Annotated in this window: 15 protein-coding genes and 1 tRNA gene; 12 read left to right on the top strand and 4 right to left on the bottom strand. The window is 55.3% G+C overall.

Annotation, left to right across the window (positions count from 1 at the left end; all coding sequences use genetic code 11):
• Window positions 1-197: 197 nt before the first annotated feature.
• On the bottom strand, window positions 198-440 hold the full coding sequence (locus ACTQ52_RS03855) for a polya polymerase (RefSeq protein ID WP_441981851.1): 243 nt from the start codon (window positions 438-440) through the stop codon (window positions 198-200).
• 287 nt (window positions 441-727) lie between these two features.
• Here ACTQ52_RS03855 and rpiB point away from each other — a divergent pair, with 287 nt between their 5' ends.
• The gene (gene rpiB / locus ACTQ52_RS03850) at window positions 728-1,195 is read left to right on the top strand and encodes a ribose 5-phosphate isomerase B (protein WP_410044025.1); all 468 of its coding nucleotides are present in this window, start codon (window positions 728-730) and stop codon (window positions 1,193-1,195) included.
• A 28-nt stretch (window positions 1,196-1,223) separates the two neighbouring features.
• Here the strand turns inward: rpiB and ACTQ52_RS03845 are convergent, their stop codons facing one another.
• Complete coding sequence (locus ACTQ52_RS03845) at window positions 1,224-2,042, bottom strand: PHP domain-containing protein (RefSeq protein WP_441981850.1); 819 nt, start codon at window positions 2,040-2,042, stop codon at window positions 1,224-1,226.
• Between the two features lie 182 nt (window positions 2,043-2,224).
• On the opposite strand from ACTQ52_RS03845, the gene ACTQ52_RS03840 reads away from it, so the two are divergent.
• Both ACTQ52_RS03840 and ACTQ52_RS03835 read left to right on the top strand, forming a co-directional pair.
• Window positions 2,225-3,451, top strand: coding sequence for a class I SAM-dependent rRNA methyltransferase (locus tag ACTQ52_RS03840; protein WP_441981849.1), 1,227 nt, complete (start codon window positions 2,225-2,227; stop codon window positions 3,449-3,451).
• A 204-nt stretch (window positions 3,452-3,655) separates the two neighbouring features.
• A complete protein-coding gene (locus tag ACTQ52_RS03835; protein WP_410044022.1) occupies window positions 3,656-3,787 on the top strand; it encodes a hypothetical protein in 132 nt (43 codons plus the stop codon).
• A gap of 148 nt (window positions 3,788-3,935) precedes the next feature.
• Here ACTQ52_RS03835 and ACTQ52_RS03830 read toward each other — a convergent pair.
• Window positions 3,936-4,006, bottom strand: a tRNA-Cys gene (locus tag ACTQ52_RS03830).
• 357 nt (window positions 4,007-4,363) lie between these two features.
• Between ACTQ52_RS03830 and ACTQ52_RS03825 the strand changes: the two genes are divergently transcribed.
• The 7 genes from ACTQ52_RS03825 (at window position 4,364) to ppk1 (ending at window position 12,818) form a co-directional block, all read left to right on the top strand.
• Complete coding sequence (locus tag ACTQ52_RS03825) at window positions 4,364-5,506, top strand: ABC transporter ATP-binding protein (protein WP_441981848.1); 1,143 nt, start codon at window positions 4,364-4,366, stop codon at window positions 5,504-5,506.
• Window positions 5,507-5,508: 2 nt separating this feature from the next.
• Window positions 5,509-6,372, top strand: a complete 864-nt coding sequence (locus tag ACTQ52_RS03820) for a carbohydrate ABC transporter permease (protein ID WP_441981847.1) — start codon at window positions 5,509-5,511, stop codon at window positions 6,370-6,372.
• Window positions 6,372-7,289: a carbohydrate ABC transporter permease gene (locus tag ACTQ52_RS03815; protein WP_410044019.1), complete on the top strand. Its 918-nt coding sequence runs from the start codon at window positions 6,372-6,374 to the stop codon at window positions 7,287-7,289. The genes ACTQ52_RS03820 and ACTQ52_RS03815 overlap by 1 nt, the downstream gene beginning before the upstream one ends.
• 111 nt (window positions 7,290-7,400) lie before the next feature.
• The gene (locus ACTQ52_RS03810; RefSeq protein WP_410044018.1) at window positions 7,401-8,858 is read left to right on the top strand and encodes an ABC transporter substrate-binding protein; all 1,458 of its coding nucleotides are present in this window, start codon (window positions 7,401-7,403) and stop codon (window positions 8,856-8,858) included.
• Window positions 8,859-8,871: 13 nt separating this feature from the next.
• Window positions 8,872-9,606, top strand: coding sequence for a glycerophosphodiester phosphodiesterase (locus ACTQ52_RS03805; RefSeq protein WP_441981846.1), 735 nt, complete (start codon window positions 8,872-8,874; stop codon window positions 9,604-9,606).
• 219 nt (window positions 9,607-9,825) lie between these two features.
• Window positions 9,826-10,746, top strand: a complete 921-nt coding sequence (locus tag ACTQ52_RS03800) for a Ppx/GppA phosphatase family protein (RefSeq protein WP_410043371.1) — start codon at window positions 9,826-9,828, stop codon at window positions 10,744-10,746.
• Window positions 10,695-12,818: a polyphosphate kinase 1 gene (gene ppk1 / locus ACTQ52_RS03795; RefSeq protein WP_441981845.1), complete on the top strand. Its 2,124-nt coding sequence runs from the start codon at window positions 10,695-10,697 to the stop codon at window positions 12,816-12,818. The genes ACTQ52_RS03800 and ppk1 overlap by 52 nt, the downstream gene beginning before the upstream one ends.
• Window positions 12,819-13,109: 291 nt before the next feature.
• Here ppk1 and ACTQ52_RS03790 read toward each other — a convergent pair whose 3' ends face one another.
• The gene (locus ACTQ52_RS03790) at window positions 13,110-13,565 is read right to left on the bottom strand and encodes a metal-dependent transcriptional regulator (RefSeq protein ID WP_410043369.1); all 456 of its coding nucleotides are present in this window, start codon (window positions 13,563-13,565) and stop codon (window positions 13,110-13,112) included.
• Window positions 13,566-13,801: 236 nt separating this feature from the next.
• Here ACTQ52_RS03790 and ACTQ52_RS03785 point away from each other — a divergent pair, with 236 nt between their 5' ends.
• Together ACTQ52_RS03785 and ACTQ52_RS03780 are read left to right on the top strand one after the other, a co-directional pair.
• Window positions 13,802-14,020: a FeoA family protein gene (locus tag ACTQ52_RS03785; RefSeq protein WP_441226665.1), complete on the top strand. Its 219-nt coding sequence runs from the start codon at window positions 13,802-13,804 to the stop codon at window positions 14,018-14,020.
• 119 nt (window positions 14,021-14,139) lie between these two features.
• On the top strand, window positions 14,140-14,370 hold the full coding sequence (locus ACTQ52_RS03780; RefSeq protein ID WP_410043367.1) for a FeoA family protein: 231 nt from the start codon (window positions 14,140-14,142) through the stop codon (window positions 14,368-14,370).
• The last annotated feature ends 11 nt before the right edge of the window (window positions 14,371-14,381 follow it).

The raw sequence follows: 14,381 nt of genomic DNA, 5'->3' as shown, positions 1-14,381 counted from the left end.
TGATCAGTATCAGACAGCAGCATAGAGAAATACCCTGGCTGACTTTTCGTCAGCCAGGGTAAACCTAGAACTTATTGTTATTCATTGTCCACTTGACGGGTAGCACACCACGCATGCTCCACGGGCTCTTTTATGAGCTGTCTGAACGGTCCTGTGAACCAGGACATCAGCAGCTCGTATACTCATTTCGTTTAAAATCAGATATTTGCGCCACCCATCATGAAATCAACGACACGCTTCATATCCTCCGGCTCTGCCACGATGAGCTCGAGCTCGTTGATGTTGGCCTTCGTGAAAAGATTTGCTGTGAAGAGCATCTGGGAAAGCTTGGACTTCAGATTGATACGATCGCCTTCCTTGGAAACGAGATATACATCACCCTTGCACTTATCGAGCACCTCGAAGAGACCTTCTACATTATTGACATTTACAAGCTTCATAACAAACCTCCTTTGTTTGTATTATCGTTCGTGCTTATCGACACTTCCTGATACAGCATTCATTTATCTGTATCATGCTTCGATGATATAGCACATTGTACAAATATACAAGTAAATTCTTGTGTACATTTACAGCCCGCTTTGTGGCGTTTTTCTTATGTATGTGACAGTACGGATTCACCTTCATGTAAAAATTATGCTATACTGCAGGTGATACAGGCAAAAGCCTGTTTAAAAATTAACAAAAACATAAGGCGCATTCAACGAGCGGACGAGGAGAAGGAATCATGAAATTAGTCATTGGCAACGATCATGCAGCGATTGAGATGAAGAACGAGATCAAGGAGTACCTCGAGGGGAAGGGCATCGAGGTGATCGATGTCGGCACGAATTCTCCGGAGAGCTTCGATTATCCGATTTCCGGCTACCGTGTCGGAAAGATGGTCGCTTCCGGTGAAGTGGATGGAGGTATCGCCATCTGCGGTACCGGCGTAGGCATCAGCCTCGCATGTAATAAGGTAGAGGGGATCCGCGCGTGCTGCTGCAGCGAGCCTTACTCTGCAGAGATGAGTAAGCGCCATAATAACTCGAATGTCATCTGCTTCGGCGCACGTGTGATCGGTATCGAGACCGCGAAGCAGATCGTAGACGCATGGACCGGCGCGACCTTCGAGGGCGGACGTCACCAGAGACGTGTCGATGAGATCATGGAGATCGAGGCGACTCAGAAGCTGAAGGTGGCCGACGAGGCATAAAAAAATGGGGGTATGATCCCCCATTTTTTTATTTCAGCAGGTCCTTCACACCGCTTTCCTTCAGTGCGCTGAGGAAGCTCTGCCGGTCGCGGCTTGCGATGAGCTCCTCCGGGAATCCGACTTCCGTAAGGAGCTTTTTCGTCTCCTCGAACTTCCCGATGTGCGGTGCGATGTGTGCGTCGGTCGCGATGGTGATCTGGCAGCCGACCTCCGCGCAGGCCGCGAGGATCTGCCGGCAGCGATCCTTATTGACACCGCCGCTCCACGGGAAGCCGAAGCTGTGCTCGTTCACCTCGAGGCACTTATGCATCGCCTTCGCCGCTTCTGCGAGCGCACGGTAGTCGACATCGAGGCCCGTGCGGCCGACATGGCCGAGGATGAAAACCTTCGGCTTCGACAGCGCCTTGATATACATGTCCGTCAGCGCGACGCGCGACGCATCGCCGATGAAGGACTTGCCATGCACGCTCGCGATGACGTAATCCATCTGGCGGGTCGTGTGCTCGAAGAGCGTGGTCGGCTCCTTATACGTATCGCCGACGATCGACGTCGTATTCGGGATGTCCTCGCCGAAGAGCGCGCCGTCCAGCCCCACGATATCCACCTCACAGCCCGCGAGCAGCGTCACGCCCATCCAGGTCCGTGGCCAGGTCGCCGGTGCATTGGCGAGGTACTGGTAGTTCTTCGCATTTTCGACATCCGGCCAGAGCATCGCCGAGAAGTGGTCGGTGGAGCCGAGCAGCTCGAGTCCGGTGTCCGCTGCCTCCTTCACATTCTCCGCAATCGTGGAAAATGCGTGCCGACTGTACAGTGTATGGGTATGCGTGTCACATTTGATTTCGTACATAATAAACCTCTCTGAAAACGCCTCGGAATCGCCGGGTCGCGCGGCTCGTGGATGTCGCGGGCGGGTGCCGCAGCACCGCCGTCTGCATTGGCCTCGAAAAAGCGCGCAGAAACACTTCTAAATTGCTTGCAATCATAACACAAGTGCGCTAAATTGCAAATCAGGAAAAAAGAGAGGTGACTATGGGAACATCATTGGTTTCAGATGGAAAGGTGATTCTGCGTAAGGGCGAGGGCCGCACGATCAAGGCGGGCGGTGCCTGGGTTTTCGACAATGAAATCGACCAGTACGCAGGTGACTACGCGAACGGGGATATCGTCCGCGTAGAGGATTTCGACGGCTTCTTCATGGGCTATGGCTTCATCAACCACAACTCGAAGATCCGCGTGCGGATGCTGAGCCGCTGGCGGAAGGAGCCGATCGACGCGGAATTTCTGCGTGATCGCGTGAAGGCAGCATGGGAATACCGAAAGACCGTCATGGGCGAGGATACGGATGCCTGCCGTGTGATTTTCGGCGAGGCGGACTGGCTGCCGGGACTTACGGTCGATAAATATGAGGATGTGCTGGTGGTGGAGTCGCTCGCACTCGGCATGGATCGTCTGAAGCCGATGATTCTCGAGGATCTCGTGGAGATCCTCCGGGAAGACGGCATTCATATCCGCGGCATCTACGAGCGGAGTGACGCGCCGGTTCGAAAGAAGGAAGGCATGGACGTGTATAAGGGCTTCATCGGCCCGGAGTTTGACACGAATGTCGAGATCACGGAGAATGGCGTCAAGTATATGGTCGATGTCGTGAATGGACAGAAGACCGGATTTTTCCTCGATCAGAAGTATAATCGGCGGGCGATGCAGCGGATCTGTAAGGGGAAGCGCGTCCTCGACTGCTTTACGCACATGGGCACCTTCGCGCTGAATGCCGGCATCGCGGGCGCAGCGGAGGTCGAGGGCCTCGATATCTCGGAGCTCGCGATCCAGCAGGCGACGGCGAACGCGAAGCGGAACCATCTCGAGGACACCGTGCATTTCCGTGTGGCGGATGTGCTCGACGAGCTGCCGAAGCTGAATGCGCGCGGCGAGAAGTATGACGTCGTCATCCTCGACCCGCCGGCCTTTACGAAGTCCCGCGAGGCGACGAAGGCCGCGATCCGCGGCTACCGCGAGATCAACATGCAGGGCCTGAAGCTTGTGAAGGATGGTGGCTACTTCGCCACCTGCAGCTGCAGCCACTTCATGACACCGGAGCTCTTCACGAAGACCATCGCAGAGGCGGCCGGCTCCGTACATCGTCGCCTCCGCCAGATCGAGTACCGCACCCAGGCCTGCGATCACCCGATTCTCTGGTCCGGTGACGAAAACTCCTATTATCTCAAGTTCTATATCTTCCAGGTATGTGACGAGAAGTAAAAAAGAGGTCAGCCCGATGAAAAGGGCTGGCCATTTTTTCTTTCGGAACCGTTCAGCCAGAAGATCCAGAGGGCTGGCTACCTACTTCTTTAGGTGGTCAGAATCAAAGCCGTCGAGTATAGTCGACGAAAACAGTATAAAGTTGTCGAGTATAGTCGACAAAAACTATACGAAACTGTCGACTATACTCGACAACTTTTCTTTTTGATCGATAATCTCGTGAAGCTGTCCCGTTCATTTGAAGAAGCAGAACGCTTTATCATCGTCACCCTAGAGGAAGAAGAGACGATCGAGATCGCACAGACGACGATCGAAGTCATCCCGCTGTATAAATAGCTTGCAATGCGCGACTGCTGATGGAGAAGGAACAAGCCACGTTATGAACAGCTCATCAGTTCTCCGACTTAAAGCATTCGGCGCTCTGGCTGTTCTGAGAATACAAAAAGAGGACATCTACTGTACAGTAGATGTCCTCTTTTTTTCGAGGCGAGAGTCGGATTCGAACCGGCGCTCAGGGTGTTGCAGACCCATGCCTTACCACTTGGCTATCTCGCCATATCTGCGATGCAGTGCATCGTTTTTCGACTTCCCATAGTATAGCGTATTTATAGGAAATAAGCAATCACATATTTTGAAGTTGGAACAGTCCCCTGCCTGTCTGAACTGTTACTTGCAGGTATCCGCTACCGCCTTACCTCTATTTTACGTAAATTTAGCGACAGCATGATAGATGCCATCCCGTCCGATGTGGTTATATATGGGGCGTGCGAACGTTCCGCTGTCGAAACAGAGAATCTCTGCTCTGCAGATTTCATAAGCTGTTCGGCTGTAGCAGGCGGAGCTGCATCTGGCTGGAAAGCCAGTTCCGAAAAAAGAAGGTGCAGTCCAGATGACTGCAAAGGAGGATATAGAGTGGCAGAAATTGCACTTCGAAATGTCTGTAAGCAATTTGATGCAACGCATTATGGCGTAAAGGATTTTAACCTCGACATCCATGATCATGAGTTCGTGGTGTTCGTCGGACCATCCGGATGCGGTAAGTCGACGACGCTTCGTCTCATCGCGGGGCTCGAGGAGATCACGGATGGGGAGCTGTGGATCGATGGAAACCTCTGCAACTACCTGGAGCCGGGTGAGCGGGATATGTCGATGGTCTTCCAGCATTACGCGCTGTACCCGAACATGACGGTGTATGGAAATATCGCGTATGCACTGAAGGTTCGGAAGCTGCCGAAGCAGGAGATCGACCGGAAGGTGCGCGAGGTGGCGGATATCCTGGAGATCGGGCAGCTGCTCGATCGGAAGCCGGTCGCACTCTCCGGCGGACAGAAGCAGCGTGTCGCGATCGGCGCCGCCATCGTACGGCAGCCGAAGGCCTTTCTCATGGATGAGCCGCTCAGTAACCTCGATGCGAAGCTGCGTGGGCAGATGCGCGTCGAGCTCCAGAAGCTGCATAAGCAGCTGAACACGACCATCATCTACGTCACCCATGACCAGACCGAGGCGATGACCCTCGGCACGAAGATCGTCGTGATGAAGGACGGTCTCATCCAGCAGGTAGACACACCACAGCAGATCTACGATAACCCGATCAATAAATTCGTGGCCGGTTTCGTGGGCTCTCCGTCGATGAACTTCATCGAGTGTGATGTTTCAGTCGAGCGGGACCGCACCGCACTCATCTTCGCCGGCACCGGCCCGATCCGAAAGGTCTACCTCACCGGGCAGCATGCACGCCATATCGGAGAAAAGTACGATGGTCGCCGCGTGATTCTCGGCATCCGTCCGGAGGACATCTATGAAGAAGCAGATGCCCTTGAGGGCGGCTTCGCGGAGAACAGCGTCGACGTCGAGGAGACGGTCGTGACGCGTGAGATGCTCGGTTCCGAGGGCATCCTCTATTTCGATGAACAGCAGGCGACCTGTGCCGTTCGTCTGAAGCCGACGAACCAGACGCAGGTGGGAGAGAAGCTCCGGCTCTACTTCGATATGGATCGTGCCCACGTCTTCGACATGGAAACCGAGGAGAATCTTCTCTATAGAAAGGAGTGGTAAGCATGGGAAAAAGAAAGCATGTTCCACTGACCTCGTACCTCTATCTGGTGCCGAGTCTTCTGATCTTTGCCGTCTTTCTCTTTTATCCGTTTTTTAAAACGCTTTATCTCAGCCTCTTCATGACGAACAAGATGGGGCAGGCGAAGCTCTTCGTGGGACTTCAGAATTATACCGATCTTCTGAGATCGGCCTCCTTTCTGAACAGTCTGAAGGTGACGCTCATCTTCGTCGTCATCGTCGTTTTCGGCAGCATGGTTCTCGGTCTCACGGCGGCGGTGCTCTGCAATCGGGCATTCCCGGGGATCCGGGCCTTCAGTACGGCCTACGCCCTTCCGATGGCCATCGCGTCGAGTTCTGCGGCGATGATCTTCAAGATCATGCTGCACCCGGCGGTCGGCATCGTGAACAAGCTTCTCGGCCTCGACATCAACTGGCTGAACGATCCGGCCACGGCACTCTACTGTGTAGCGATCCTCACCGCCTGGCTGAACAGCGGTATCAACTTCCTGTATTTCTCCGCCGGGCTCGGCAACATCGACGAAACCATCTACGAGCGTGCATCAGTCGACGGCGCGAGCGGCGTACAGCAGTTCTTCAGCCTGACGCTGCCGGGACTCTCTCCGATCATGTTTTACACGCTGGTCGTCAACATCATCCAGGCCTTCCAGTCCTTCGGACAGATCAAGCTGCTGACCGAGGGCGGCCCGAGCGAATCGACCAATGTCATCGTTTACTCGATCTACCGCGACGCGTTTTTTAACTACCGCTTCGGCAATGCATCGGCGCAGTCGGTCATCCTGTTTGTCATCATCATGCTGATCACGCTGGTGATGTTCCGTCTCGAGAAGAAGGGAGTAAGTTACTGATGAGTCAAATCGAAAGTATGGTAATTCCGATGGAAGGCAGGATGTCAGCCAGTGAGCTGCTGACACTGAAAAACGAGATGAATGCGCGGGCGCTGGCACGCCGCCGGGCACGGACTGCGCTCAGGCTGGGTGCCAATGTTGTGTTCGCCATCATTGTCCTCCTCCCGCTGCTGTACGCCATCAGTATCGCGCTGATGCCGTCGAACGAGCTCTTCACCACCGAGCTCAATCTCGTTCCGAAGCACCCGACACTCCGGAACTTCTCGGAGGCGCTGACCACGGTGCCGCTCCTCCGCTTCATCGTGAATTCGTTCCTTGTCGCGGGCACGATCACCTTCGGACAGATCATTTCCTGCTCACTCGCGGCCTTCGCCTTCTCGTTCCTCGAGTTCCCGGGCCAGGGCATCCTGTTCGCGCTCGTCATGGCGACCATGATGGTGCCGGGCGAGGCGACGATCATCTCGAACTACCTGACGGTGGCCGGCTGGGGCATGCTCGACAGCTACCCGGTGCTGATCATCCCATACCTGACCTCTGCGATGGGCATCTTCCTGTTTCGACAGTTCTACATGAGCTTCCCGAAGTCACTCTATGAGTCCGCGAAGCTCGACGGCTGCAGCAACCTGTGCTTCATCGTGAAGATCCTGATTCCGCTCACGAAATCCGCGATCGGCGCGATGGCTGTCTACACCTTCATCAATGCCTGGAACATGTACATGTGGCCGCTGCTCGTCACCGGCTCGAACCGCATGCGGACCGTCCAGATCGGTATCAGCATGCTCGACAGCGTCGATTCCCAGTCCATCACCCTGATGATTGCCGGCGTTGTGATGATCATCATCCCGTCGATCTCGATCTTCATCATCGGTCAGAAGCAGCTCATCCGCGGCATGTTCTCGGGTGCGGTGAAGGGATAACAGGCCAATGGTGGGGTCAGACCCCATAAACTTGAAATATCACATTAGAAACGGGACCGTCCCGATTCTATATATCACATTGCGTAATCCCACGATTACGGAGGAGGAAAAATGAAAAAGAGAGCATTATCCTTAGTGCTTGCAACATCCATGACCGCTGCCATGATGGCCGGCTGTGGAAACGGAACACCAGCCGCGACAGATGCGGCACCAGCGACGACGGCGGCCAATGCAGGCGACCAGACCACAGCCGCGGAGACCGCTGCACAGAGTGAGGCGGAAACCACCGAGGCAGCCGCAGCAGCAAGCGTTGATATGGCGGATGCGAAGGACGTAAACGGCACCACCATCACCTTCTGGCACTCCATGGGCGGTGTCAATGGCCAGGCGATCGATACCCTCGTAAAAAAGTTCAACGACGAAAATGAGTACGGCATCACGGTAGACGCACAGTACCAGGGCTCCTATGACGACTCCCTCAACAAGCTGAAGAGCGCACAGATGGGCAACATGGGCGCAGACCTCGTACAGGTGTATGAGATCGGTACCCGCTTCATGATCGAGTCCGGCTGGATCGTCCCGATGCAGGGCATGGTCGACGCTGATCAGTATGACGTATCCGCGATCGAGCCGAACCTTGCGGCATACTACACCATCGACAACCAGCTCTACTCCATGCCGTTCAACTCCTCGACCCCGATCATGTACTACAACAAGGATATGTTCGAGAAGGCCGGCATCACGGAGATCCCGGACAGCCTCGAGGCGATCGACCAGATCGGTGAGCAGCTGACGACGAAGGGCGGCGCAGCGGAAGCGATGTCCCTCGGTATCTACGGCTGGTTCTTCGAGCAGTTCATCGGCAAGCAGGGGCTCGCGTATGCAGACAACGGCAACGGCCGTGACGCAGCAGCGACCGCCGTTGCTTTCGATCAGAACGGCGCGGCGAAGAACATCCTCACCGAGTGGCAGAAGCTGAACAAGGATGGCTATGCACCGATCGTCGGCAAGGGCGGCGATTCCGGACTCGCCGATTTCTCTGCCGGCAAGTCCGCCATCACCCTCGGCTCCACGGCCTCGCTGAAGCAGATCCTTCAGGATGTCAACGGCAAGTTCGAGGTAGGTACGGCATACTTCCCGAAGATCAAGTCCAGCGATGAGGGCGGTGTCTCCATCGGTGGTGCATCCCTCTGGGCACTCAACAACAACGACCCGAAGAAGCTTCGTGCGACCTGGGAGTTCGTCAAGTTCCTGATCTCTCCAGAGTCGCAGGCGTACTGGAACGAGCAGACCGGCTACTTCCCGGTGACCACGAAGGCACAGGACGAGCAGGTCTTCAAGGACAACATCGCGAAGTATCCGCAGTTTGAAACCGCGATCGACCAGCTCCACGATTCTTCACCGAAGTACTGCGGCGCACTCTTAAGCGTCTTCCCGGAGGCACGTGCAACCGTTGAGTCCGAGATCGAGGCGATGCTGAACGGCAAGGAGGATGTGGACACTGCAGTCAAGAACATGGCCGATAAGATCAACAAGTCCATCACCGAGTACAATCTCGTGAACGGTTAATAAGAGGCAGAACATGAGTAAGACAGAAGTTTTTGCACACAGAGGCGCGAGCAGTTATGCACCGGAGAACACACTCGAAGCATTTCTGCTCGCCATCGAACAGGGCGCGGATGGCATCGAGCTGGACGTACAGCTGTCGAAGGACGGCGTTCCGGTGGTCATCCATGATGAAACGGTGGATCGTGTCACCGGGCAGAGTGGCTTCGTCAAGGACTTCACCCTTCAGGAGTTGAAGGAGATGGTGGTCCTCCGGGAGCGCTTCGCGAAGTATCGGGACGCGCGCATACCGACCTTGCGAGAGGTGCTCGACGCGGTCAGACCATCGGGTATAGCAGTCAACATTGAACTGAAAACAGGGATTAACTGGTACCCGGAGATCGAGAAAAAGGTGGCGGCCATCGTGGAGGAGACCGGGATGAAGGATCGTGTGATCTATTCGTCCTTCAATCACTACAGCGTGCAGAAGCTGAAGTCCATTGTGCCGGACGCCGAAACCGCGTATCTCTTCAGTGATGTCATCCTGCGTGTGGACGACTATGCAGCGAAGAGCGGGGTGGATGGACTCCACCCGGCCGTATATCACGTGAAGATGGCGGAGTTCCTCTCGGAGTACCTCGCGAGCGGCCTTAAGACCCGTGTCTGGACGGTCAACGAGCGCGCCGACATGAAGATGCTCATCGACGCCGGCGTCACCGCGGTGATCACGAATTATCCGGACATCGCGATTGCTGTAAGAGATATGATGTAGCTAATGTACAGAGCCCCGGAGGGCAGCCAGCGGAAACACAGGACTCCGCTGCGGTCCTCCGGGGTTCTGACTGTCTTTGTCGACTGAATTTACTTAAATTTTACATAGCCCAAAGTGTGAACTTTACAATTCGACGATATCTTTATGTTTGCTGGCTTATGACTGGACTATAATTAGAAAAAAGTGAACGGTCGCCGGAACGGCCAGAGAGGGGTGTACATGAAACAGGCTATCATTGACATCGGATCGAACTCGATCCGTCTTACACTGTATGAAACGAATGCGCAGGATTTTCAGATTCTCTTTCGGGAGAAGATCATGGCGGGTCTTGCCGGCTATGTGGAGGATGGCAGACTGAGCGCAGAGGGCATCGAGTGTGCCTGCGCGGGTCTACTCAGCTTCCGGACGATTCTGCAGACACTGAACATCGAGGGCGCGCGGGTCTTCGCGACGGCCTCGCTTCGAAATATTACAAATACAGCACAGGCGCTCGCCGTGATCCAGGCGGCGACCGGCTACCAGGTCGAGATCCTGTCCGGCGAGGACGAGGCGCTTCTCGGCTACACCGGTGCGATGCGTGAGCTCTTCATGTCGAGCGGTGCCTTCCTCGATGTCGGCGGTGCGAGCTCGGAGATCGTGACCTTCGACGAGGGAAAACCGGTGGACTACCAGAGCTTCCCGGTCGGCTCACTCAGCCTCTACCGGCGCTGCGTGAAGAAGATCCTGCCGGGAGAGAAGTCCCTCGCGCGGATTCGGAAAACGGTGAAAGAAACGATCTATCTCACGGACGGGCAGCAGGCCCGGCCGCTGCTGGTCTGTGTCGGTGGCACCTCGCGTGCCGTGCTGAAGCTCGCGCGGGTCTACTACCACTGCTCGGAGGACTGCCGCAGCATCACGGCAGAGCAGCTGGACGGCCTCTGTGATTTCCTTTGCAGCGGGGATAAGGCCGTGATTGATCTCATCCTGAAGCTCGAACCGGAGCGGATTCATACCCTGGTACCGGGCATCCTGGTACTGCAGCACATCGCACATGTATTTCAGGCGCAGCAGCTGCTCGTCAGCAGGTACGGCGTACGGGAAGGCTATTTATGCAAGAGAATACTCAGAAACGATACAGATACACCCAGAACAGAGAATTAAGCTGGCTGCGCTTTGATCAGCGCGTGCTCGAGGAAGCTGCTGATCCGTCGGTACCTGCACTCGAACGCCTCAAGTTCATCTCGATTTTCTCTAGCAATCTGGATGAGTTTTTTATGGTGCGTGTGGGCAGCATCTTCGACCTCGCGCGCATGACACCGGATGACCGTGATAATAAAAGTGGCTGGACGCCGGAGGAGCAGCTTCACCACATCTATGAGGTGATCCCGGGACTTCTCACGATGAAGAAGCAGATCTACAGCGCCGTGATGGAGGAGCTCGGACGAAGCGGCATCCAGGATGTCGAGATGGAGAAGCTGGACGCCAGCGAGCTGAAGCTCGTGAACCACTTCTTCAAGACGGAGCTGCTGCCGGTGCTGTCACCGATCCTCATCGGACCGAACCATCCGGTGCCACACCTCACCAACAAGCGTCTTTACGGCGCGGCTCTCCTCGAGGATAAGAAGGGCCATAAAGCCCTCGGGATCGTGCCAATGCCGGAGACCGCCGCACCGTTCCTGACGCTTTCGGATGGAAAGCGCTACGTGCGTACGGAAAATATCCTCCTCCGCTGGCTGCCGACCATGTTCGATGCCTACACGGTGAAGGAGAGCTGTGTACTGGCAGTCACCCGTAACGCCGACATCAGCTTCGATGATGATAAGTTCGACGATAATGAGGCGGATTTCCGCAACCAGATGACGAAGCTCCTGAAGCTCCGTGACCACCTCGCGGTCATGCGTGTCGAGCTGAACACGCAGATTTCCGGAGAATTTCGGAAGCTGCTGTCCTCCGTCGTCCGTGTGGAAACCCATGAAGTCTTTGTGGATAAGTGTCCGCTCAATATGCGCTATGTCTTCCGTCTGATCGGGGCACTCCCGAAGGAACTCTCCATGCGCCTCCAGTATCCGGCACATCATCCGCGCTGGGCCGAGGATCTCCGCCGGGATCAGCCGATGATTTCGCAGATCCGTCAGCGCGATCGCCTCCTGTTCTACCCGTACGATTCGGTGGACCCGTTCCTGCATCTCCTGAACGAGGCGGCTGAAAACCCGAAGGTGCTCTCCATCAAGATCACGATCTATCGTATGGCCTCCTCTTCGAAGATCGCGCAGGCCCTCTGCCGCGCGGCCGAGAACGGCAAGGAGGTCCTCGTCGTCATGGAGCTGCGTGCCCGCTTCGATGAGGAGAACAACCTCGAGTGGTCGAAGATGCTCGAGGAGTCCGGCTGCCAGGTTATCTACGGCACCGAGGGCTTCAAGTGCCACAGCAAGATCTGCCTCATCACGATGCGTAGTCACAACCGTACGATCTACCTCACCCAGGTCGGCACCGGCAACTACAACGAGAAGACGAACGCGATGTATACGGACCTCAGCTTCATGACGGTTGACCAGACCATCGGTGAGGACGCGTCGGCCTTCTTCCGCAACATGCTCGTGAACAAGCTCGATGGCGAGTACAAGCGACTCCTCGTCTCCCCATACGGGATCAAGCCAATGCTTCTACGGAAGATCGACGAGCAGATCACACGCGGTCGCGACGGATATGTCTGCATCAAGGCGAACTCTGTCACCGAGCGCGAGGTCATGGATAAGCTTGCAGAAGCCTCCCGCGCAGGCGTCGAAGTGCAGCTCATCATCCGAGGCATCTGCTGCATCCTTCCGGGTGTTGCCGGTGAAACCGAGAACGTACACGTCACCTCCGTCGTCGGACGCTTCCTTGAGCACGCCCGCATCTACCAGTTCGGCCGTGGCGCAGACGCTGAGATGTACATAGCTTCGGCAGACCTCATGACACGAAACCTGAACCGCCGTGTCGAGATCGCGTGTCCGATACAGGATGAAGAGCTCCGTGACGAGCTCCGCTGGATCCTCGACGCCCAGCTCCGCGACAGCGCGAAGGCGAGCCTCGTCCTCCCGGACGGCGCCTACTGCCGGAAGCACAGTGCGGAGCCGTTCGACTCCCAGGACTACTTCCTGCATACCTCCATGCATAAGCCGACGGAAGCCGTCGCGGAACCGATCCGCCTCGCAGAACGCCTCCGCGGCCTGCTGGATAAATTCAGACGATAAAAAAGAGGCCATAAGTCCTCTTTTGTCTGGAACGACAGGGCGGGAGGAGCCAGGAACGTCGGCAGAAGAAACCATACGTAGAGACCGTGAAGAATCAAAATCCCACCCATTAGAAGTACTTAGTATTTTCCCTGGACCCTCTAGCAACGCTGAGTTTTCATCAAGAAAACTCAGCGATTGCAGAGGGCTTAGTACTTCTTATGGGTGGGATTTTAGAGTCTTCCAGTCTCGGAGTACTGTGTTTCTGCTGCCGACGCTCCTGGCTCCTCCGAATTTCTGATGGGCAGAAACTTAGTCCTGCCGCCCCGGCACGGTCTGTACGAAATTCTGAATCGTCTGCAGCTTCTGGTACTCCGCGCTGTCCTTGATGCCCGGCTGCTTCAGATAGTGCTCCTTGATCTTCTCGAAGGTCTCCGGACTCAGCACATGCTCGATCCGGCAGGCATCCTGACCTGCGGTATACGCACTCACCCCGAGCCGCACCAGCATATTCGTAAGAACCACATGCTTCTCGTAGGTCGCCTTCGCCGCCGCCATCCCGGCCTCCGTCAGCGCGATGTAGCCATTGTCATCCACCGTGATCATGCCCTCTTCACGCAGATGCTTCATCGCCACGGAAACCGACGGCTTCGAAAATCCGAGCAGATTTGCGATATCGATGGAACGCACCACCTGCTGGCTCATCGCCAGCACCAGAATACTCTCCAGATAATTCTCCGACGACTCATGTGTCGCATACGTACTCATATCGAAACTCCTTTTCAGAAACTTGAAGATTTCATCATGTATCCCCGATAGTATAACACATCTGAGCGGATATCCGCGAAAGTTAGATATAACTAATTATTTTAACGAAAGCTATTGACTTGAAAAAAAGTTAGTGTTAACTTACTAGCGTGAAGTTAGCTTCGACTAATTAGACGGGACTAATTTATACTTTTATGTAGAGGCGGTGGCCATCAACATCATGTAAAGGAGGTACGATGATGCCATTATCGATGGGAACACAGGGTGAAGAATATGAGATTCAGCGCATCGGAGGAAATGACAAGACGCAGCATTTCCTGGAGTCACTGGGATTCTATGCCGGAGGCAAGGTGAAGATCGTTTCCTGTAATCGCGGCAATCTGATCGTACAGGTGAAGGAGTCGAGACTGGCACTGGACGAGACGATGGCCCGTAAGGTCATGATCAGTGCGTGAAGACGCGATAACATCCGTAGACGAGCACAGGAAGCATCGTGGGTGAGTCCATAGCCACAGCAACACAGTATCATCCGCAGCGTGTCTGCGCTTTATAGATAGATGAGGAGGGAATAGAGTTGAAAACATTAAGAGAGGTTCAGCCAGGTGAGGATTGCGTTGTAGCGAAGATCACCGGTGAGGGTGCCATCAAGAGAAGAATCATGGATATGGGAATCACGAAGGGGACGACTCTTCATGTGCGTAAGGCAGCGCCGCTCGGCGATCCGATCGAGATCACCGTACGTGGCTACGAGCTTTCCGTCCGGAAGGCCGACGCCGAGATGGTACAGGTCGAGACGAAGGCCTGAGCACAGCAGAT

The organism is Oribacterium sp. Sow4_G1_1 (assembly GCF_052116105.1).
In the GTDB taxonomy this organism is placed as follows: Bacteria; Bacillota; Clostridia; order Lachnospirales; family Lachnospiraceae; genus Oribacterium.
Note: the sequence above shows the minus strand (reverse complement) of the source record. Positions and strands in the feature narration are given on the sequence as shown.